The sequence below is a fragment of the Klebsiella planticola genome (assembly GCF_000783935.2).
Taxonomy (GTDB): Bacteria; Pseudomonadota; Gammaproteobacteria; order Enterobacterales; family Enterobacteriaceae; genus Klebsiella; species Klebsiella planticola.
This window is the reverse complement of record NZ_CP026047.1, coordinates 1,989,311-2,011,003: the sequence shown is the minus strand read 5'-3', so window position 1 is coordinate 2,011,003 and position 21,693 is coordinate 1,989,311. Positions and strand designations below refer to the sequence as shown.

Sequence of the window (21,693 nt, the reverse complement as noted above, 5' to 3'; positions counted from 1 at the left end):
TCGCTCCTTAGCGATGGTATTGCGCCGACAGCCGGTGCACTGCTTCCACAAATACGCCGGCGTGTTCAGGATTCACATCCTGATGGATGCCATGACCCAGGTTGAAGACATGGCCCTCTCCCTGACCAAAGCCGGCCAGTATGGTCGCCACTTCTTCTTCAATACGGCCAGCGGGCGCGTAGAGCATAGAAGGGTCCATATTGCCCTGTAGCGCCACTTTGTGGCCGACGCGACGGCGAGCGTCGGCGATATCGGTGGTCCAGTCGAGACCCAGCGCATCGCAGCCGGTTTCGGCCATCGCTTCCAGCCACTGTCCGCCGCCTTTGGTGAATAAGGTCACCGGTACGCGGCGGCCTTCGTTTTCACGCAGCAGGCCATCAACGATTTTGTGCATGTAATAGAGCGAGAACTGCTGATAATCGCGGCCGGTCAGCACGCCCCCCCAGGTATCGAAAATCATCACCGACTGGGCGCCCGCTTTGATTTGCGCGTTCAGGTACAGCGTGACGCTTTTAGCCAGCTTTTCGAGCAGCGCGTGCAGCGCCTGCGGGTCGGCATACATCATTTTTTTGATGACAGTGAAGGCCTTACTGCTGCCCCCTTCAACCATATAGGTCGCCAGGGTCCACGGACTGCCCGAGAAACCAATCAGCGGAACTTCGCCTTTTAGCTCACGACGAATGGTGCGCACGGCATTCATCACGTAACCGAGTTCATCTTCCGGATCGGGGATCGGCAGTTTGTCGACGTCAGCCTTGCCGGTAATCGTCGAAGTAAAACGTGGGCCTTCGCCGGTTTCGAAATAGAGCCCCAGCCCCATTGCGTCAGGGATGGTCAAAATGTCCGAGAAGAGGATCGCCGCATCCAGCGCATAGCGGCGCAGCGGCTGCAATGTCACTTCGCAGGCCAGATCGGCGTTTTTACACAGCGACATAAAGTCGCCCGCTTCTGCGCGAGTGGCTTTGTACTCCGGTAAATAGCGGCCCGCCTGGCGCATCATCCACACCGGGGTCACATCAACGGGTTGGCGCAGCAGCGCACGCAGGTAACGATCGTTCTTCAGTTCGGTCATTTTGCAGTTCCTTAAGCGTCAGGCCGTTATTGTATCACGTCATTCCTCGTCGGCCCGACAGATTGCCACGGTGTCTTCTATCAGGCGGCGCGCGACGGTACCCGGCGGCGGCAGCAGCGGTAAAGCGTCATAGCGATACCAGCCAGCCTGCAACAGCTCTTTCTTATCGATCACAATGTCGCCGCTGTCATATTCCGCCATAAATGCGGTCATTAGCGACTGCGGGAACGGCCACGGCTGGGAGGTCACGTAACGCAGATTTTTCACCTTCAGACCGCACTCTTCCATGACCTCGCGGGCAACCGCCTGCTCAAGGGTCTCTCCCACTTCGACAAACCCGGCCAGTACCGTATGTACGCCATTGCGATGGCGGGTATGCTGTGCCAGCAAGATAGAATCGCCCCGACGAATCGCCACGATCATGCAGGGCGCGATTTGCGGGTAATAACGTTCGCGGCAGTGGCTGCATAGCATCGCCCATTCAGTTTTGCTGGGATGCATAGGATGCCCGCAGTAACCGCAGAATTTATGCGAGCGGTAAAATTCGGCCAGTTGGATCCCGCGCCCCGCCAGTTGAAACAGCCCCGGATCCTGATCCAATAACTGACGCAACGATCCCATATCATGCCGACGATCCTGGCGCACCATCCACACCGCGTCGCCTTGCCATTCGCCAATATGCAGTGCGTGCTGGCCGACAAGATTAAAATTTACCGCTTCGCCATGTGGTAATTCCCCGTCCGGTAACCATAATTTTTGTTCGTGACTGACGATCCACCAGCCGCGATCTAATTTTTCAATAATACGATCCATATCTATTGCACTACCTTCGTTTTACTGGCACTTTTAACATTATATTTACATTTTGGTGAGCAACGTTATTTTCTTAATCTTGCGGAGTCAACCATGTTAAACCAGCTGGAAAACCTAACGGAACGTGTTGGAGGCAGTAATGAACTGGTCGATCGCTGGCTGCATGTACGTAAGCATTTGCTCGTCGCTTACTACAAGCTGGTTGGCCTGAAACCGGGAAAAGAATCCTTTATGCGGCTTAACGAAAAGGCGCTGGATAGCTTTTGCCAAAGCCTGGTGGATTACCTCTCCTCCGGCCATTTTAGTATTTATGAACGTATTCTTGGCGAAATGGAAGGTGATACGCCACTTTTGGCAGCTACCAGGCTCTATCCGCAGCTGGAAGCCAATACCCAGCAAATTATGGATTACTACGACACCTGCCTCGAAAACGCCATCGATCACGATAATTATCTTGAGTTCCAGCAGGCGCTGTCCGATATCGGCGAAGCGCTGGAAGCCCGCTTTGCGCTGGAAGATAAGCTGATCGCCCTCGCCATTTCGTACAACCTGCAGGGCAACGTCAGCGACAATATCGCGCCGACTGCTTGAGTTGTGAACCGTTAACGAGTAATTTACAGACATTCTCCCTCTGCGGAGGGAGTGCTATCTTGTCGGAGTGCCTATTTTCCACAAAAGCATTCGTGATGCCTCAAGACGGCCAGTCAGTGAACTTCCAGGAGCTTACATCAGTAAGTGACTGGAGTGAGCGGACGAAGCCAACGAAGAGGCAGCGCGAAGAATAAAGTGGAAAAGGCTGAGACCGTTAATTCGGGATCCGCGGAACCTGATCAGGCTAATACCTGCGAAGGGAACAAGAGTAAACTGCTATTCGCGACCGTCCGTCCAGGACCGATCGCCTCTGTTACTCCATCCGTCGTCTGACAAGCCATCTCCTCTTTATCTGGAATGAGCTATGTCCGCAAGCAAACCGACCCGCCGGGAACAGCGCGAACGCGCGCAACACTTTATTGACACTCTGGAAGGTACCGCCTTTCCCCGCTCACGACGCATCTATGTTCAGGGCGCGCAGGATAATATTCGCGTACCGATGCGCGAAATCCAGCTCAGCCCCACGCCGATCGGCGGCGACAAAATCAACCCGCAGTATGAAGAGAACGAAGCCATACCGGTGTATGACACCTCCGGCCCCTATGGCGATCCTGATATCGCCATCGACGTCCGGCAGGGACTGGCGAAGCTGCGTCAGCCGTGGATTGACGCTCGCCACGATTGCGAGCCGCTACGCGAACGCAGCTCCCTCTACACCAAAGCGCGTCTGGCCGATGAGGAGCTGGATGCGCTGCGCTTTAGCGGCTCGCTGGCCCCCAAACGCGCAAAATCAGGCAAATGCGTCACGCAACTCCACTACGCACGTCAGGGCATCGTCACGCCGGAGATGGCGTTTATCGCTATCCGGGAAAATATGGGCCGCGAGCGCATTCGCAGCGAGGTGCTGCGCCACCAGCATCCGGGCGAAGGTTTTGGCGCCCGCCTGCCGGAGAATATCTCCGCGGAGTTCGTCCGTGATGAAGTCGCCGCCGGTCGCGCAATCATTCCAGCAAATATCAACCATCCTGAGTCGGAACCGATGATTATCGGCCGCAATTTTCTGGTGAAGGTCAACGCCAACATCGGTAACTCGGCGGTCACCTCCTCCATCGAAGAGGAGGTAGAAAAACTGGTGTGGTCGACACGCTGGGGCGCTGACACGGTCATGGATTTGTCCACCGGACGTTATATTCACGAAACCCGCGAGTGGATCCTGCGCAACAGCCCGGTCCCTATCGGTACCGTCCCCATCTACCAGGCGCTGGAGAAGGTGAACGGTATCGCCGAAAACCTCACCTGGGAAGCCTTTCGCGACACCCTGCTGGAGCAGGCAGAACAAGGCGTTGACTATTTCACCATCCATGCCGGCGTCCTGCTGCGCTACGTGCCGATGACCGCCGGACGGCTGACCGGCATCGTCTCCCGCGGCGGGTCGATCATGGCGAAGTGGTGCCTGTCCCATCATCAGGAAAACTTCCTCTACCAGCATTTTCGCGAAATCTGCGAAATCTGCGCCGCCTATGATGTCTCGCTCTCCTTAGGCGATGGCCTGCGCCCGGGTTCCATTCAGGATGCCAACGACGAAGCGCAGTTCGCCGAGCTGCACACCCTGGGGGAGCTGACAAAAATCGCCTGGGAATATGATGTGCAGGTCATGATCGAAGGTCCAGGCCATGTACCCATGCAGATGATCCGCCGCAATATGACTGAAGAGCTGACCCACTGCCACGAAGCGCCGTTCTACACGCTTGGGCCATTAACCACCGATATCGCTCCCGGCTATGACCACTTCACCTCCGGTATCGGCGCGGCGATGATCGGCTGGTTCGGCTGCGCCATGCTCTGCTACGTCACGCCGAAAGAGCATCTCGGCCTGCCCAATAAAGAGGACGTGAAGCAAGGATTGATCACCTACAAAATCGCCGCCCATGCCGCTGACCTCGCCAAAGGGCACCCCGGAGCGCAGATCCGCGACAACGCCATGTCCAAAGCGCGGTTTGAATTCCGCTGGGAAGACCAGTTTAACCTCGCGCTCGACCCGTTCACCGCCCGCGCCTATCACGATGAAACGCTGCCGCAGGAGTCCGGCAAAGTCGCCCACTTCTGCTCCATGTGCGGGCCTAAATTCTGTTCAATGAAAATCACCCAGGAGGTCCGCGATTATGCCGCCCGGCAGCATATCGCAGCCGGTATGGCCGATAAATCCCAGGATTTCCGCGCTCTTGGCGGTGAGATCTATTTACGTAAGGAGCAAGCCTGATGTATCAACCCGATTTTCCTCCCGTCCCGTTCCGTTTAGGCCTCTATCCGGTTGTTGATAGCGTGGTATGGATTGAGCGCCTGCTGAAAGCCGGCGTGCGTACCCTTCAGCTGCGCATCAAAGATAAGCGCGACAGCGACGTTGAGGACGATGTGATCGCCGCTATCGCGCTTGGTCGTCAATATCATGCCCGGCTGTTTATCAACGACTACTGGCAGCTGGCCATCAAACATCAGGCTTACGGCGTGCATTTAGGCCAGGAGGATCTGGAAACCACAGACCTCAGCGCCATTCGCCACGCCGGCCTGCGTCTTGGGGTCTCGACCCATGACGATATGGAGATCGACGTTGCGTTGGCCGCACGCCCCTCCTATATCGCCCTGGGCCACGTTTTTCCTACGCAAACCAAACAGATGCCTTCCGCCCCTCAGGGACTGACGCAGCTCGCTCAACATATCCAGCGCCTGCGGGATTACCCGACGGTGGCGATCGGCGGCATCAGCCTGGCGCGCGCGCCGGCGGTGCTGGACACCGGCGTCGGCAGTATTGCGGTCGTCAGCGCGATTACCCAGGCGGCAGACTGGCAACAGGCCGCCGCCCAGCTGCTGGAAATCGCAGGAGCAGGCGATGAATGACAGCGATTTTATGCGCTATAGCCGCCAGCTGCTGCTGGAGGATATCGCCATCGAAGGCCAGCAAAAGCTGCTGGCCAGCCGGGTATTGATCGTCGGTCTCGGCGGGCTGGGCTCGCCTGCTGCGCTGTATCTGGCTGGCGCCGGTGTCGGCACGCTGGTGCTGGCCGACGATGACGACGTGCACGTCAGCAACCTACAGCGGCAAATTCTGTTCACCAGCGATGATATCGCGCAACCCAAAACCACGGCCGCCAGAGCAAGGCTGGCTCGTCTCAACCCGCAGATTGAGCTGATTGCACTGAAGCAGCGGTTAGGCGGAAAGGCCCTGCTGGATGAAGTGGCGAAAGCCGATGTGGTACTGGATTGCACCGATAACATGGTGACCCGCCAGGCGATCAATGCCGCCTGCGTCGCACTGGCAACACCACTGATTACCGCCAGCGCCGTCGGGCTGGGAGGCCAACTGATGGTACTGACGCCGCCGTGGGAACAGGGCTGCTATCGCTGCCTGTGGCCGGACACTCACGAGCCCGAACGCAACTGTCGTACGGCGGGCATTATCGGCCCGGTGGTCGGCATGATGGGCACCCTGCAGGCGCTGGAGGCTATCAAGTTGCTCAGCGGTATGGCGACGCCGCGTAATACTTTGCGGTTGTTCGATGCCCGCACCAGCAGCTGGCGCGCGCTTGTATTACAGCGGGCTCAGGGTTGCCCGGTATGTGGAGGGCAGCATGCAGGTGTGGTTTAACGATGAACCGTTGCAGTGCGCCGAAGCGACATCCGTCGCCGCTCTGCTCACTCAACTGGAACAGCAGCAGCCGGGCGTCGCGCTGGCGCTCAATCAACACATCCTGCCGCGCGAGCGGTGGGATCACCATCTTCTGCAGGAAGGCGACCAAATCCTGCTTTTTCAGGTTATCGCCGGAGGCTGACATGTTACGTATTGCGGATAAAACATTTGAATCACATCTTTTCACCGGTACCGGTAAATTCGCCGCCCCCGACGTCATGGTGGAGGCCATTCGCGCCTCCGGCAGTCAGCTGGTGACGCTGGCGATGAAACGCGTCGATCTCCGTCAGCATAATGACGCTATCCTCGCGCCGCTGCTGGCGGCTGGCGTGAGCCTGCTGCCCAATACCTCCGGGGCCAAAACGGCAGAAGAAGCCGTATTTGCCGCGCGTCTGGCGCGGGAGGCGCTGGGTACCCACTGGCTGAAACTGGAAATCCACCCGGACGCGCGCTGGCTGCTCCCCGATCCGATTGAAACGCTGAAAGCCGCAGAAATTCTGGTACGGGAAGGCTTCGTCGTGCTGCCCTACTGCGGCGCCGATCCGGTACTGTGCAAGCGTCTGGAAGAAGCGGGCTGCGCGGCGGTGATGCCGCTCGGCGCGCCGATCGGTTCCAACCAGGGGCTGGAAACCAAAGCGATGCTGGAAATTATTATCGAGCAGGCCACGGTACCTGTGGTGGTTGATGCCGGTATTGGCGTGCCAAGCCATGCGGCTCAGGCGCTGGAAATGGGCGCTGACGCGGTACTGGTGAATACCGCCATCGCCGTTGCCGACGACCCGGTCACCATGGCCCGCGCTTTCCGCCTGGCGATTGATGCCGGATTGCTGGCGCGACAGGCTGGCCCGGGGGCGCGCAGCGCTCAGGCGCAGGCCACCAGCCCACTGACCGGCTTTCTGGAGGCGCTGGTATGAAGACCTTCACTGACCGCTGGCGGCAGCTGGAGTGGGACGACATTCGCCTGCGTATCAACAGTAAAACCCCCGCCGACGTAGAACGTGCCCTGGCGGCAAAACAGCTCAGCCGTGACGATATGATGGCCCTGCTCTCTCCTGCCGCCGCGGGTTATCTGGAGCCTCTGGCGCAGCGCGCGCAGCGCCTGACGCGCCAGCGCTTTGGGAATACCGTCAGCTTTTATGTCCCGCTGTATCTCTCTAATCTGTGCGCCAACGATTGTACCTACTGCGGTTTCTCAATGAGTAACCGCATCAAGCGCAAGACCCTGGATGAGGCGGAAATTGCCCGTGAATGCACGGCGATCCGCGAAATGGGCTTTGAGCATCTGCTGCTGGTGACCGGCGAACATCAGGGCAAAGTCGGCATGGACTATTTTCGCCAGCATCTGCCCGCAATTCGCCGCCAGTTCGCCTCGCTGCATATGGAGGTCCAGCCGCTGGCGATGGAGGAGTACGCCGAGCTGAAAACCCTCGGGTTGGACGGCGTGATGGTCTATCAGGAGACCTATCATGAAAGCATGTATGCGAAACATCATCTGAAAGGCAAAAAGCAGGATTTCTTCTGGCGGCTGGATACGCCGGACAGGCTTGGACAGGCGGGGATTGATAAGATTGGCCTTGGCGCATTAATTGGCCTCTCCGACAGCTGGCGCGTGGATTGCTTTATGGTGGCGGAACATCTGCTGTGGCTCCAGCAACGCTACTGGCGCAGCCGCTACTCCATCTCCTTTCCGCGACTACGCCCTTGCGCCGGGGGTATCGAGCCTGCCTCATTAATGGATGAACGGCAGCTGGTGCAAACCATTTGCGCCTTCCGTCTGCTGGCCCCGGAAGTGGAGCTCTCGCTCTCCACCCGTGAATCCCCCTGGTTCCGCGATCGGGTTATCCCGCTGGCCATCAACAACGTCAGCGCATTTTCGAAAACCCAGCCCGGCGGGTATGCCGATAACCACCCGGAGCTGGAGCAGTTCGCGCCTCACGATGACCGTCGCCCGGAAGAGGTCGCCAGCGCGCTGGTAGCCAACGGACTGCAGCCGGTATGGAAAGACTGGGATAGCTGGCTGGGACGCGCTTCCCGGTCATCATGATGAGGAATGTAACGCCTTAAACGTTCTTCGTGGACGATCGCAATAAGAGAAACGGGCGATGGTGGTCATCTTTCCGTTTCTCTATTCTGCCCTGGTCAGCAGTGGATGCTGTCCAGGGCGAATGATATCTCTTCCTCACTTTCGCCCTGCTCCATCGCATTGATAGCCATCACGATCGAAGATAAATCCCATCCTCCCGCTGGCCACAGTTATAATTAACCAGGCAACATCTGATTCGCTTGCCAGGCATTGCGACTAATCCTGCGCTTCTTCCCATGGAAAAAACCTTCTGGAACGATTTAAAACACATGGCTCGTCACAGTAGAAAGCTCTCTTTTACCATGCCAATTCTTATTGGTTTTACAGGGATTTTACTCAGCTTTTTGCTGATCGCCGTATTCGTCACCACGACGCAGAGACAGAACTTCCTTGAGGACTATCACCACGTTAATCGCAATTTCACCCATAACCTGGCCGTTAACTATACGGAATCTCTGCTGCGTGGAAATGATTATATCCTCGCCAGAGCAACCAAGTTCTTTGCGAAAAACGACAAGTTAAATCAGGCCATTAATATAGACCCGCAAAGTGGGTTGCAGGAATTAATGCAGCTGCAGGAGCTGATGCCAACCGTCTCTTCTATTTCGCTGGCGGATACCCAGGGCCATTACCTCCGGGCACCTGAGGTGCTGGAAAATGATAACAGCCGCGCCTTCGATCCGAAGTCCAGACCTTGGTTTATCAAACAGGCGGAAGCCAGTACTTTCAGCCACTATACCAGTCCCTATCTGGATTTCTTTACACAGCATCCCACCATTACGCTCTACAAACCGGTCATCTCACCGGAAGGCCGGCTCAAAGGCAGCCTCGCATTTCATCTGGATCTGACGTCAATGGGATACGCTTTGCGCCAGATGGTTGCCCCTGTTCAGGGCGAGTTTTTCGTCGTGCAGCGCGACGGGAAAGTCGTACTTCATCCGGATACCGGCGCGCTTTTTAAACCCTATGTCCGCGACGATCTCATGGACAAAATGACCAGCGCCGAGGGTCAGCTGTATGACGAGAAAAATGGCATCTGGTATTACTATTATTCGTTCACCAATCCAGACTGGTTTGTCATCTACCGCGTTGATAACACCACGCTGGTCGATTTAACCCGCTATGAAACCGATATTGTGCTTTGGGGGTTTGCCCTGGCCGCCATTGTGATTATTCTCTTTGGCCTCTACCTGCGCCATGCGTCGCACACGGTGCTGATGAATATCATCAACGCGATTAAAACCGGCGACGTCAACCGTGCTCCGCGGCTGGAAGCGATGCTGAGTAAAGCCATCGAAAGTAATAAACAGCGCGAACTGATCTATGTCCGCCAGGCTACCATCGATGCGCTCACCGGCTGTAAAAACCGCCGCGCCTTCGACAGCGATATCGCCGCGCTGATGAACGATCACCAGCCTTTCTCTCTTGCGCTGGTTGATATTGATAACTTCAAGACGATAAACGACACCTGGGGTCACCTCAATGGCGATATCGTTCTGCGCAATGTCGCCCGGGAAGGGCTGCAGATCTTCCAGCCCCTGCAAATTTCACTCTACCGCTATGGCGGCGAAGAGTTTGCCGTGATTTTCACCGGCGAGCATATTGCCAATGCGCCGGCGATACTGGAAAGCTGGCGACTTAACATTGCCCAACGCACCTGGCGTGAAGAAGGACTGACGGTAACCTTCAGCGCGGGCCTGGGAGAATGGAATATGGAGCCTCTGGAGCAGCTAGTGGTGAGCGTCGATGAAGCGCTTTATAAAGCCAAGCAGCAGGGAAAAAACCGTATCGTCCGCGCTTAAAACCGCCTGCATCCGCAGGCCCGTCAGCCCGGATTTTACTGTTTTCAACCCCAAAACCGAAACCGGTTTCATTATTTTGTGATGCCTTACACACAATCACGGCAAAGCGGTTGTCGTGTCTGTCGGCCCGCGATAAAGATGATGCATCAAGGGAACATAAGGGCCATCTACTATGAAGAATATCGTTTTATGCTGCGCCGCTGGAATGTCCACCAGCATGCTGGTTCAACGCATGCAGGCTGCTGCACAACAAAAAGGTGTGGAAGTCTCCATCAAAGCCGTACCGGTTGCCGAGTTTAAAGATAACCTTGCTACTGCCGATATTATCCTGCTCGGTCCGCAGGTGAAGTACGAGCAAGCTAAACTCCAGGCGCTGGCCGACCCGTTTGGTAAAAAAGTCGCCGTTATCGATATGATGGACTACGGCATGATGAAAGGCGATGCTGTTCTCGACAAAGCCCTGAAGTTGATGGAGTAAGTCATGGAAGATTTAGAAACGATCATTATGGAGCTGTTGGTGAATGCTGGTTCTGCCCGCAGTTCAGCATTAACGGCTCTGCAGCTGGCCCGCAAAGGTGATTTTGCGGCTTCTGAGCAGGCAATGGCAGAATCACATGAGTTTGTGAAGCACGCGCATAAAATCCAGACCCAGCTCATCGGCCTGGATGAAGGCACAGGTAAGCTGCCGGTGAACCTGATTACCGTTCACTCCCAGGATCATCTGATGAATGCCATGGTGATACAGGATCTGGCAACCGATATGATTGAACTGTATCGTCGCACCGCGTAGTCAATAAACGCAGTGAATAGCAGGTGCCCTTCAGGCACCTGCTTTTTTATTATAAGAAGCCGTAAAGCGCGGCGAAGACCCAGCCAAACACGCACGAAACGCTGACGCCAATGAGCCCCGGTAGAATAAAACTATGGTTAATCACAAAACGGCCGATATGCGTCGTCCCTGAGCGATCGAACTGAATCGCCGCCAGGTCGCTCGGGTAGGTTGGCAGAATATAATAGCCGTAGCAGGCTGGCGCGGAGGCGACGATGTAGGCCGGATCGACGCCAATCGCCAGCGCCACCGGGACAATCGCCGCCAGTGCTGCGGCCTGGGAATTGACAAATTTGGAGACCAGCAGCAGTACGATGGCATAGGCCCACGGATACTCCTTCACCATTTCGCCGAGCACGCCTTTAATCTCCGTCATGTGCGCGCCGAACATCGTTTCCGCCATCCAGGCGATACCGTATACCGCCACAATGGCGATCATCCCCGAGCGGAAAACCTCATTCTTAGAAATCGACGCCGGGTTAGTTTTGGTAATGATGATGATAAGTGCGCCGGAGAGCAGCATGAACATCTGAATCACCAGGACCATCGACAGCGGCTTGCCGTTGAATGCCGGACGCAGTTCGGAGAAGGCCCCCAGAACGGCAACCACGGCAATCGACGCCAGGAAGATCCACATAGCGACCCAGTTACTGGTCGGCAGTTTTCTGTCCAGCAGCGTTGCCGTATCGCCATAAACATAATGACGGTTTTCCGGCGTTGAGATGAAAGCCTGAAACGCTTCGTCTTTATCTAAGTCTTTACCGCGAAACCAGCTAAAAATACCGATTGCCAGAATCCCCAGTAGCGTAGAGGGAATGGTAATCGCCAGCAGATCGAGGAATTCGAGGTGCTTACCGTTGAAGGTAAAGTTGCCCAGCATCGCCACCAGGGACACCACCGCTACGGACACCGGGCTGGCGATAATCCCCATCTGTGCGCCAATGGAGCTTGCCGCCATCGGGCGCTCGGGGCGAATATTGTTCTTGATAGCGACGTCATAAATAATCGGCAGAATTGTATAAACCACGTGGCCAGTGCCGCAAAGAATGGTCAGCGTACAGGTGACGAAGGGAGCCACGATGGAGACATATTTTGGATTGCGCCGCAGAAGTTTCTCTGCAATCTGCAGCATCACATCTAACCCGCCGGAAGCCTGAAGCGTCGCCGAGGCGGCAACAACCGCAATAATCACCAGCATCACATCAACCGGCGGCTTGCCCGGCTGAAGATGAAAGACAAAGACTAAAATAACCAGCCCGATACCGCCTAAAAGACCCAGTGCGATACCGCCTTTTCTGGCACCATAAAAGAGACAAATTAAGATAATGATGAGTTGTATTGCGAATTCCATGCATCCCCCAGCCCCTGGCTATGAAAATCAAAAGACTTATCTTCCGCTGCCGTATTATTTAGCCATCTCCCCCATCGCTTTTTACGGGTATAAACCGCCCTCCTCGGCGTCATCAAACCGAAGATAAAAGAAAAAGTAATCACATGATTAATTGGACTTTTTGACTATATCGCCTTTGATTTGCTGATTTTTTGATACGTGTAGAATTTTTACCCATCAATAAGTGTGGGTATTAAGAAAAAACAGCCAGTCGACTTTTATATGAATTGTTTGCTGCTTAATTGAGGGGGAAATATTAATGGAATGTAATTCATTATGAGAGGGCAGAAGCGGATATTATCGTGGCGCCATACCGGGATAATAAAAAAGCCAGTCAGGAGACCTGACTGGCTTTTTAAGCGTAGCGTCAACGATTAATCGTTGTCGGAACCGCCCAGGCCTGCGTTCAGCAGTTCTGCCAGGTTAGCAGAAGCTTCTTCCACGCTCACCTGAGGTGCTGCAGGCTGTTCGCCCGCGGCGCGGCGGCGCATACGATCCTGGTGGTACGCATAGCCGGTACCCGCCGGGATCAGACGACCGACGATAACGTTCTCTTTCAGGCCGCGCAGTTCGTCGCGTTTACCCGCAACGGCTGCTTCGGTCAGGACACGCGTGGTCTCCTGGAACGATGCGGCAGAGATGAACGACTCGGTTGCCAGAGACGCTTTGGTGATACCCAGCAGGTCGCGGGAGTAAGTCGCCGCCACTTTGCCGTTCGCTTCCAGATCGCGGTTAGCAATCTTGACGCGGGAGTATTCAACCTGTTCGCCTTCCAGGAAGTCGGAGCTACCGGCGCTTTCGATGGTCGCTTTACGCAGCATCTGACGAACGATAACTTCGATGTGTTTATCGTTAATCTTAACGCCTTGCAGACGGTAAACGTCCTGTACTTCGTTGGTGATATAACGCGTTACCGCGTGTACGCCACGAAGACGCAGAATGTCGTGCGGTGCTTCCGGACCGTCGGAAACCACATCACCACGTTCTACACGTTCACCTTCGAACACGTTCAGCTGACGCCATTTCGGAATCATCTCTTCGTACGGATCGCTGCCGTCTAACGGAGTGATAACCAGACGACGTTTGCCTTTGGTTTCTTTACCGAAGGAAATGATACCGCTGATTTCCGCCAGGATAGCCGGCTCTTTCGGACGACGTGCTTCGAACAGATCCGCAACGCGCGGCAGACCACCGGTGATGTCCTTGGTACCACTGGATTCCTGAGGAATACGCGCCAGAGCGTCACCCGCACTGATCTGTACGCCATCTTCCAGCTGTACAATCGCTTTGCCCGGCAGGAAGTACTGAGCAGGCATATCGGTGCCTGGGATCAGAACGTCGTTGCCCTGCGCATCAACAATTTTCAGCGCTGGACGCAGATCTTTACCGCCCGCGGTACGTTCTGCAGAATCCAGAACAACCAAGGATGACAGGCCGGTTAATTCGTCGGTCTGACGGGTAATGGTCTGGCCGTCAATCATGTCAGTAAAGCGGATGAAACCACTGACTTCAGAGATAACCGGCATGGTGTGCGGATCCCAGTTTGCCACGGTTTCACCGCCGGCAACCTGCTCGCCATCGCCTTTCGCCATCACAGCACCGTAAGGCACTTTATAGCTTTCTTTAGTACGACCGAATTCGTCGATCAGCTTCAGCTCGGTGTTACGAGAGGTCACAACCAGCTTGCCAGCGGAGTTAACAACCGACTTGGCGTTAGACAGCTTGATGCTACCCTTGTTTTTCACCTGAATGCTGGATTCAGCAGCCGCACGAGATGCCGCACCACCGATGTGGAACGTACGCATCGTCAGCTGTGTACCCGGTTCACCGATGGACTGTGCCGCGATAACGCCGATTGCTTCACCCTTGTTGATGATGTGGCCACGCGCCAGGTCACGACCGTAGCAGTGCGCACATACACCAAAGTCGGTGTCACAGGATACAACGGAACGCACTTTGACGGAGTCAACGGAGTTCTCTTCCAGCAGGTCACACCAGTGCTCGTGCAGCAGCGTGTTGCGTGGAACCAGAATGTCCGCGGTACCCGGCTTCAGAACGTCTTCAGCGGTCACACGACCCAGTACGCGATCGCGCAGCGGCTCTTTAACATCGCCACCCTCGATAACCGGGGTCATGGTGATGCCTTCCAGGGTACCACAGTCATCTTCAGTAACGACCAGGTCCTGGGCAACGTCAACCAGACGACGGGTCAGGTAACCGGAGTTCGCTGTTTTCAGTGCGGTATCCGCCAGACCTTTACGCGCACCGTGAGTAGAGATGAAGTACTGGAGTACGTTCAGACCTTCACGGAAGTTCGCGGTGATTGGCGTTTCGATGATGGAGCCATCCGGCTTCGCCATCAGACCACGCATACCCGCCAGCTGACGAATCTGTGCCGCAGAACCACGCGCACCGGAGTCGGCCATCATGTAGATGCTGTTGAAGGAAACCTGCTGCTCTTCGACGCCGTCACGGTTAATCACGGTTTCGGTTTGCAGGTTATCCATCATCGCTTTGGATACACGATCGTTCGCCGCAGCCCAGATATCGATAACTTTGTTGTAGCGTTCGCCCGCGGTAACCAGACCGGACTGGAACTGTTCCTGGATCTCAGCAACTTCAGCTTCCGCTTCGCTGATGATCTCGTGTTTTTTCTCCGGGATGACCATGTCATCGATACCAACGGATGCACCTGAACGCGCTGCATAAGCAAAGCCGGTGTACATCGTCTGGTCCGCAAAAATAACGGTCGGTTTCAGGCCCAGAATACGGTAGCAGGTATTCAGCATCTTAGAGATGGCTTTCTTACCCAGCGCCTGGTTCACGATAGAGAACGGCAGACCTTTCGGCACGATCATCCACAGAATCGCACGGCCAACGGTCGTGTCTTTCAGGCTGGTTTTCGCAACGAACTGGCCGTTTTCATCTTTTTCGTATTCGGTGATACGCACTTTAACGCGCGCATGCAGAGAGGCCAGACCGGCGCGATAAATACGCTCCGCTTCTTTCGGGCCAGTCAGCACCATGCCTTCGCCTTTGGCGTTAACACAGTCACGGGTCATGTAGTACAGACCCAGTACAACGTCCTGAGACGGAACGATGATTGGCTCGCCGTTCGCCGGGGACAGGATGTTGTTGGTAGACATCATCAGCGCACGCGCTTCCAGCTGGGCTTCCAGCGTCAGCGGTACGTGAACAGCCATCTGGTCACCATCGAAGTCGGCGTTATATGCCGCACAAACCAGCGGGTGCAGCTGGATAGCTTTACCTTCGATCAGTACCGGTTCAAATGCCTGGATACCCAGACGGTGCAGTGTTGGTGCACGGTTCAGCAGTACCGGGTGTTCGCGGATAACTTCGTCCAGGATATCCCAGACCACAGCTTCTTCACGCTCAACCATTTTCTTCGCGGCTTTGATGGTGGTGGCCAGGCCACGCAGTTCCAGCTTGCCGTAAATGAACGGTTTGAACAGCTCCAGCGCCATTTTCTTCGGCAGACCGCACTGATGCAGACGCAGGTATGGACCTACGGTGATAACAGAACGACCGGAGTAGTCAACACGCTTACCGAGCAGGTTCTGACGGAAACGACCCTGCTTACCTTTGATCATGTCGGCCAAAGATTTCAGAGGACGCTTGTTAGAACCGGTGATCGCACGACCGCGACGACCGTTATCCAGCAGGGCATCAACCGCTTCCTGCAGCATACGTTTTTCGTTGCGTACGATGATATCCGGCGCAGCCAGATCCAGCAGACGTTTCAGACGGTTGTTACGGTTAATGACGCGACGATACAGATCGTTCAGGTCAGAAGTCGCGAAACGACCACCATCCAGCGGTACCAGCGGACGCAGATCTGGCGGCAGAACCGGCAGAACGGTCAGGATCATCCACTCCGGCTTGTTGCCAGACTGAACAAACGCTTCCAGCAGCTTGATACGCTTGGTCAGCTTTTTACGTTTGGTTTCGGAGTTAGTTTCGTTCAGCTCTTCACGCAGCTGCTCGCACTCTTGCTCCAGATCCATGCTTTTCAGCAGGGCCTGAATAGCTTCCGCACCCATCTTCGCATCGAATTCGTCACCAAACTCTTCCAGCGCATCCAGATACTGCTCTTCAGTCAGGATCTGATTACGTTCCAGGTTGGTCATCCCGCCTTCGATAACCACATAGGATTCGAAGTACAGAACACGTTCGATATCGCGCAGCGGCATATCCAGCAGCAGGCCGATACGGGACGGCAGCGATTTCAGGAACCAAATGTGGGCGGTCGGAGAGGCCAGTTCGATGTGGCCCATGCGCTCACGACGCACTTTGGTCTGGGTCACTTCAACGCCGCACTTCTCACAGATAACACCACGGTGTTTCAGGCGCTTGTACTTACCGCACAGGCACTCGTAATCTTTTACTGGCCCAAAGATACGGGCGCAGAAAAGGCCGTCACGCTCTGGTTTGAACGTACGGTAGTTAATGGTTTCCGGCTTTTTAACTTCACCAAAAGACCATGAACGGATCATGTCTGGCGATGCCAGAGCAATTTTGATCGCATCAAACTCTTCGGTTTTAGTTTGCGCTTTCAGAAACTTTAATAAGTCTTTCACGGATTTGCTCCCGTCGGAGTTAGCACAATCTGGCGCCGGGGGTTACCCCGGCACCAGTGACCTGTTTGAGCGAGAGTTACTCGTCTTCCAGTTCGATGTTGATGCCCAGCGAGCGAATCTCTTTCAACAGTACGTTGAAGGATTCCGGCATGCCCGGTTCCATCTGATGGTTGCCGTCCACGATGTTTTTATACATCTTGGTACGACCGTTGACGTCATCAGACTTAACGGTGAGCATTTCCTGCAGGGTGTATGCTGCGCCGTAAGCTTCCAGCGCCCACACTTCCATCTCACCGAAGCGCTGACCACCGAACTGAGCCTTACCACCCAGCGGCTGCTGAGTAACCAGGCTGTAAGAACCGGTAGAACGCGCATGCATCTTGTCATCAACCAGGTGGTTCAGTTTCAGCATGTACATGTAGCCAACGGTAACCTGGCGTTCGAATTGCTCGCCGGTACGACCGTCGAACAGAGTGATCTGACCGGAAGTCGGCAGGCCACCCAGCTGTAACAGTTCCTTGATTTCAGACTCTTTCGCACCGTCGAATACCGGCGTGGCGATCGGCATACCTTTTTTCAGGTTTTCAGCAAGACGCAGAACTTCATCATCGGTGAAGGTATTCAGATCGACCTTCTGACGAACATCGGTACCCAGGTCATACGCTTTCTGGATGAACTCGCGCAGTTTGGCGACTTCCTGCTGCTGTTTGAGCATCGCGTTGATTTTCTCACCGATGCCTTTCGCAGCCATACCCAGGTGGGTTTCCAGAATCTGACCGATGTTCATACGAGATGGTACGCCCAGCGGGTTCAGTACGATGTCGACCGGCGTACCGTTTTCATCGTAAGGCATATCTTCGATCGGGTTGATCTTAGAAATAACACCCTTGTTACCGTGACGACCTGCCATTTTGTCACCCGGCTGAATCTGACGTTTAACGGCCAGATACACTTTAACAATCTTCAGCACGCCCGGTGCCAGATCGTCGCCCTGAGTGATTTTGCGGCGTTTCGCTTCGAGTTTTTTCTCGAACTCGTGTTTCAGTTCGTCGTACTGCTCAGCCAGCTGTTCCAGCTGATTTTGTTTCTCTTCGTCGGTCAGGCCCAGTTCCAGCCAGCGATCGCGCGGCAGCTTGTCGAGCTTCTCAGCTTCAACACCACCGGCAACCAGCACCGCGTAGATACGACCAAACAGGCCAGCTTCGAGGATCTGCAGTTCTTCAGACAGGTCTTTTTTGGCCTGCTTCAGCTGCATCTCTTCGATTTCCAGCGCACGTTTGTCTTTTTCCACGCCATCGCGGGTGAAGACCTGAACGTCGATAACCGTACCGGAAACACCGTTTGGTACGCGCAGAGAAGAGTCTTTAACGTCAGACGCTTTCTCGCCGAAGATCGCACGCAGCAGTTTCTCTTCTGGCGTCAGCTGGGTTTCACCTTTCGGCGTTACCTTACCAACCAGAATGTCGCCGCCGGTCACTTCTGCACCGATGTAAACGATACCGGATTCATCCAGTTTAGAGAGCGCAGCTTCACCCACGTTCGGGATATCAGCGGTGATCTCTTCCGGCCCCAGCTTGGTGTCACGGGACACACACGCCAGTTCCTGAATATGAATCGTGGTGAAACGATCTTCCTGAACCACACGCTCGGAGACGAGGATGGAGTCTTCGAAGTTGTAGCCGTTCCACGGCATGAACGCTACGCGCATGTTCTGACCGAGAGCCAGTTCACCGAGGTCGGTGGACGGACCATCTGCCAGCACGTCGCCGCGCTCAATTGGCTCACCCAGGGACACGCAAGGCATCTGATTGATGCAGGTGTTCTGGTTAGAACGGGTGTACTTGGTCAGGTTATAGATGTCGATACCTGCTTCGCCCGGGTACATCTCATCTTCGTTAACTTTGATAACGATACGGGATGCATCGACGTACTGTACGGTACCGCCACGCTTAGCAACTGCAGTAACACCGGAGTCGACGGCAACAGCACGTTCCATACCGGTACCAACCAGCGGCTTATCAGCGCGCAGAGTCGGAACCGCCTGACGTTGCATGTTCGCACCCATCAATGCACGGTTGGCGTCATCGTGTTCCAGGAACGGGATCAGTGACGCACCGACGGAAACCACCTGTTGGGTGGAAACGTCCATGTAGTCAACCTGATCGCGGCTGAACAAGCTGGATTCGCCTTTGCTACGGCAGGTCACCAGATCTTCTACAAAGTGGCCTTCGTCATCCAGGTTGGAGTTCGCCTGAGCGATAACGTAGTTGCCTTCTTCGATAGCAGACAGGTAGTGAATTTCGTCGGTCACAACACCGTCGGTCACTTTACGATACGGAGTCTCGAGGAAGCCGTATTCGTTAGTCTGTGCGTACACGGACAGGGAGTTGATCAGACCGATGTTCGGACCTTCAGGCGTTTCGATTGGACATACGCGACCGTAGTGAGTCGGGTGTACGTCTCGAACTTCAAAGCCCGCACGTTCACGGGTCAGGCCGCCTGGGCCGAGTGCGGAGATACGACGCTTGTGCGTAATCTCGGACAGCGGGTTGTTCTGGTCCATAAACTGAGACAGCTGGCTGGAACCAAAGAACTCTTTCACTGCTGCAGAAATCGGCTTGGCGTTGATCATATCCTGAGGCATCAGGGTATCCAGATCGCCCAGAGACAGACGCTCTTTCACCGCACGCTCCACACGTACCAGGCCAACACGGAACTGGTTTTCCGCCATTTCGCCTACGGAACGGATACGACGGTTGCCGAGGTGGTCGATATCATCGACTTCGCCTTTACCGTTACGGATATCGATGAGCTTCTTCATCACTTCGATGATGTCGTCTTTGCTCAGGATACCGGAACCTTCGATTTCGTCACGCAGCAGAGAGCGGTTGAACTTCATACGACCTACCGCAGACAGATCGTAGCGGTCTTCGGAGAAGAACAGGTTCTCAAACAGGCTTTCAGCCGCTTCACGAGTCGGCGGCTCACCCGGGCGCATCATGCGGTAGATTTCTACCAGTGCGCTCAGACGATCGTTAGTCGGGTCGACGCGTACCGTTTCAGAAATGTACGGACCGTGGTCCAGATCGTTGGTGAACAGGGTCTCGATGCGCTTGTGACCGGACTGGCTCAGTTTCGCCAGCAGATCCAGGCTCAGCTCCATGTTCGCCGGGCAGATCAGTTCGCCAGTGGCTTCATCGATGTAATCTTTGGCCGCAACTTTACCCGCAATATATTCAACCGGAACTTCGATATGCTTGATATCGTCTTTTTCCAGCTGACGGATATGGCGAGCGGTAATACGACGGGCTTTCTCGACGTAGATTTTGCCGTTCGCTTCGATGTCGAAGGAAGCCGTTTCACCGCGCAGACGCTCCGGTACCAGTTCCATCTGCAGCTTGTTGTCGCGAATTTCAAAGACCACTTTCTCGAAGAACAGGTCAAGGATCTGCTCAGTGGTGTAATTCAGCGCGCGCAGGATGATGGTGGCCGGCAGCTTACGACGACGGTCGATACGGACAAACAGGTTGTCTTTCGGATCGAACTCGAAGTCCAGCCAGGAACCGCGGTAAGGAATGATACGTGCGTTATACAGGACCTTACCGGAAGAGTGAGTCTTACCTTTGTCAGAGTCAAAGAAGACGCCCGGGCTACGGTGCAGCTGAGAAACGATAACACGTTCAGTACCGTTGATAACAAAGGTACCGTTGTCGGTCATGAGCGGAATTTCGCCCATGTAGACTTCTTGTTCTTTAATGTCTTTAACGGTGCCTTCCGGCGCTTCACGCTCGTAGATCACCAGACGCAGTTTAACGCGCAGCGGTGCCGAGTAGGTCACGCCACGGATCTGACATTCTTTAACATCAAAAACAGGTTCGCCCAGACGGTAGCTGACGTATTGCAGCTCAGAGTTACCGCTGTAGCTTTTAATCGGGAACACGGAACGGAAAGCAGCTTCCAGACCGTACTGCCCTTCAGGATCTTGCTCGATAAACTTCTGAAACGAGTCAAGCTGGATGGAAAGGAGATAAGGTATGTCCAGAACCTGCGGACGTTTACCAAAATCCTTACGAATACGTTTTTTCTCGGTATAGGAGTAAACCATAGGGTTCCTCAGCTCGCTGACAAGTCGACCCGTCTGCCCAAATAAGGCAGTTTTTTATGCAACACTATTTTGTGGACCGGAAAATGGAACACTTTCCGCAATGCCTGTTTCTATCACGCTTAAACCATTTCGTTGCGATTTACACAGCTCAGGGACCCTGACCTGTCGCAGTATATTAAGTCGTCTATAGAAACAAGCATTGAAAGGACAACCCAGTAGTCAAACAGCGTGAAACGCTACTGGTGCCTTACAGCGCAAAAAGGCTGGTGACCAAAAAGTCACCAGCCTCAGCCTGATTTCTCAGGCTGCAACCGGAAGGGTTGGCTTATTTGACTTCAACTTCAGCGCCAGCTTCTTCCAGAGATTTTTTCAGAGCTTCAGCGTCGTCTTTGCTGATGCCTTCTTTCAGTGCAGCCGGTGCAGATTCTACCAGGTCTTTAGCTTCTTTCAGACCCAGGCCAGTTGCGCTACGTACTGCTTTGATAACAGCAACTTTGTTAGCGCCTGCAGCTTTCAGAATTACGTCGAATTCAGTTTTTTCTTCAGCAGCTTCAGCCGGGCCAGCAGCTACAGCTACAGCAGCAGCAGCGGAAACACCGAATTTTTCTTCCATTGCAGAGATCAGCTCAACAACGTCCATTACGGACATAGCGGATACTGCTTCAATGATTTGATCTTTAGTGATAGACATTTAAATTGTTCCTGAATATCAGAATAAGTTTATA

16 protein-coding genes are annotated in these 21,693 nt (G+C 54.7%); 10 read left to right on the top strand and 6 right to left on the bottom strand.

Annotated elements, in window-relative coordinates:
- Window positions 1-7 precede the first annotated feature (7 nt).
- Complete coding sequence (gene hemE / locus MC50_RS09740) at window positions 8-1,072, bottom strand: uroporphyrinogen decarboxylase (RefSeq protein ID WP_032689991.1); 1,065 nt, start codon at window positions 1,070-1,072, stop codon at window positions 8-10.
- Window positions 1,073-1,111: 39 nt separating this feature from the next.
- Window positions 1,112-1,885: an NAD(+) diphosphatase gene (gene nudC, locus MC50_RS09735; protein ID WP_032698409.1), complete on the bottom strand. Its 774-nt coding sequence runs from the start codon at window positions 1,883-1,885 to the stop codon at window positions 1,112-1,114.
- 93 nt (window positions 1,886-1,978) lie between these two features.
- Here nudC and MC50_RS09730 point away from each other — a divergent pair, with 93 nt between their 5' ends.
- The 10 genes from MC50_RS09730 to MC50_RS09685 all read left to right on the top strand — a co-directional run bounded on the left by MC50_RS09730 (window position 1,979) and on the right by MC50_RS09685 (window position 10,836).
- Window positions 1,979-2,476, top strand: coding sequence for an Rsd/AlgQ family anti-sigma factor (locus MC50_RS09730; protein ID WP_032695571.1), 498 nt, complete (start codon window positions 1,979-1,981; stop codon window positions 2,474-2,476).
- Between the two features lie 364 nt (window positions 2,477-2,840).
- Window positions 2,841-4,736, top strand: a complete 1,896-nt coding sequence (thiC, locus tag MC50_RS09725) for a phosphomethylpyrimidine synthase ThiC (RefSeq protein ID WP_032689994.1) — start codon at window positions 2,841-2,843, stop codon at window positions 4,734-4,736.
- Entirely contained in the window at window positions 4,736-5,371 is a 636-nt protein-coding gene (gene thiE / locus MC50_RS09720; protein ID WP_047663739.1) for a thiamine phosphate synthase, read from the top strand. The genes thiC and thiE overlap by 1 nt, the downstream gene beginning before the upstream one ends.
- A complete protein-coding gene (locus MC50_RS09715) occupies window positions 5,364-6,119 on the top strand; it encodes a HesA/MoeB/ThiF family protein (RefSeq protein ID WP_047663737.1) in 756 nt (251 codons plus the stop codon). The genes thiE and MC50_RS09715 overlap by 8 nt, the downstream gene beginning before the upstream one ends.
- The gene (thiS, locus tag MC50_RS09710; RefSeq protein WP_032689998.1) at window positions 6,103-6,303 is read left to right on the top strand and encodes a sulfur carrier protein ThiS; all 201 of its coding nucleotides are present in this window, start codon (window positions 6,103-6,105) and stop codon (window positions 6,301-6,303) included. The genes MC50_RS09715 and thiS overlap by 17 nt, the downstream gene beginning before the upstream one ends.
- Before the next feature lies 1 nt (window position 6,304).
- The gene (gene thiG / locus MC50_RS09705) at window positions 6,305-7,075 is read left to right on the top strand and encodes a thiazole synthase (protein ID WP_032689999.1); all 771 of its coding nucleotides are present in this window, start codon (window positions 6,305-6,307) and stop codon (window positions 7,073-7,075) included.
- Entirely contained in the window at window positions 7,072-8,205 is a 1,134-nt protein-coding gene (gene thiH, locus MC50_RS09700) for a 2-iminoacetate synthase ThiH (RefSeq protein WP_032695574.1), read from the top strand. Before thiG ends, thiH begins: the two co-directional genes overlap by 4 nt.
- A gap of 308 nt (window positions 8,206-8,513) precedes the next feature.
- Window positions 8,514-10,046: a sensor domain-containing diguanylate cyclase gene (locus MC50_RS09695; protein ID WP_032690002.1), complete on the top strand. Its 1,533-nt coding sequence runs from the start codon at window positions 8,514-8,516 to the stop codon at window positions 10,044-10,046.
- Window positions 10,047-10,218: 172 nt separating this feature from the next.
- Window positions 10,219-10,524: a PTS sugar transporter subunit IIB gene (locus MC50_RS09690; protein ID WP_004118425.1), complete on the top strand. Its 306-nt coding sequence runs from the start codon at window positions 10,219-10,221 to the stop codon at window positions 10,522-10,524.
- Window positions 10,525-10,527: 3 nt separating this feature from the next.
- Window positions 10,528-10,836: a PTS lactose/cellobiose transporter subunit IIA gene (locus MC50_RS09685; protein ID WP_004118423.1), complete on the top strand. Its 309-nt coding sequence runs from the start codon at window positions 10,528-10,530 to the stop codon at window positions 10,834-10,836.
- Between the two features lie 49 nt (window positions 10,837-10,885).
- Here MC50_RS09685 and dcuB read toward each other — a convergent pair whose 3' ends face one another.
- The 4 genes from dcuB to rplL form a co-directional block, all read right to left on the bottom strand.
- Window positions 10,886-12,226 (bottom strand): anaerobic C4-dicarboxylate transporter DcuB, encoded by a 1,341-nt coding sequence (gene dcuB / locus MC50_RS09680; RefSeq protein WP_032695575.1) that lies wholly within the window; start codon window positions 12,224-12,226, stop codon window positions 10,886-10,888.
- A 413-nt stretch (window positions 12,227-12,639) separates the two neighbouring features.
- A complete protein-coding gene (gene rpoC / locus MC50_RS09675) occupies window positions 12,640-16,863 on the bottom strand; it encodes a DNA-directed RNA polymerase subunit beta' (RefSeq protein ID WP_015585387.1) in 4,224 nt (1,407 codons plus the stop codon).
- 76 nt (window positions 16,864-16,939) lie between these two features.
- Complete coding sequence (gene rpoB, locus MC50_RS09670) at window positions 16,940-20,968, bottom strand: DNA-directed RNA polymerase subunit beta (protein WP_032690001.1); 4,029 nt, start codon at window positions 20,966-20,968, stop codon at window positions 16,940-16,942.
- Window positions 20,969-21,293: 325 nt separating this feature from the next.
- The gene (gene rplL / locus MC50_RS09665) at window positions 21,294-21,659 is read right to left on the bottom strand and encodes a 50S ribosomal protein L7/L12 (protein WP_004118416.1); all 366 of its coding nucleotides are present in this window, start codon (window positions 21,657-21,659) and stop codon (window positions 21,294-21,296) included.
- Window positions 21,660-21,693: the final 34 nt, after the last annotated feature.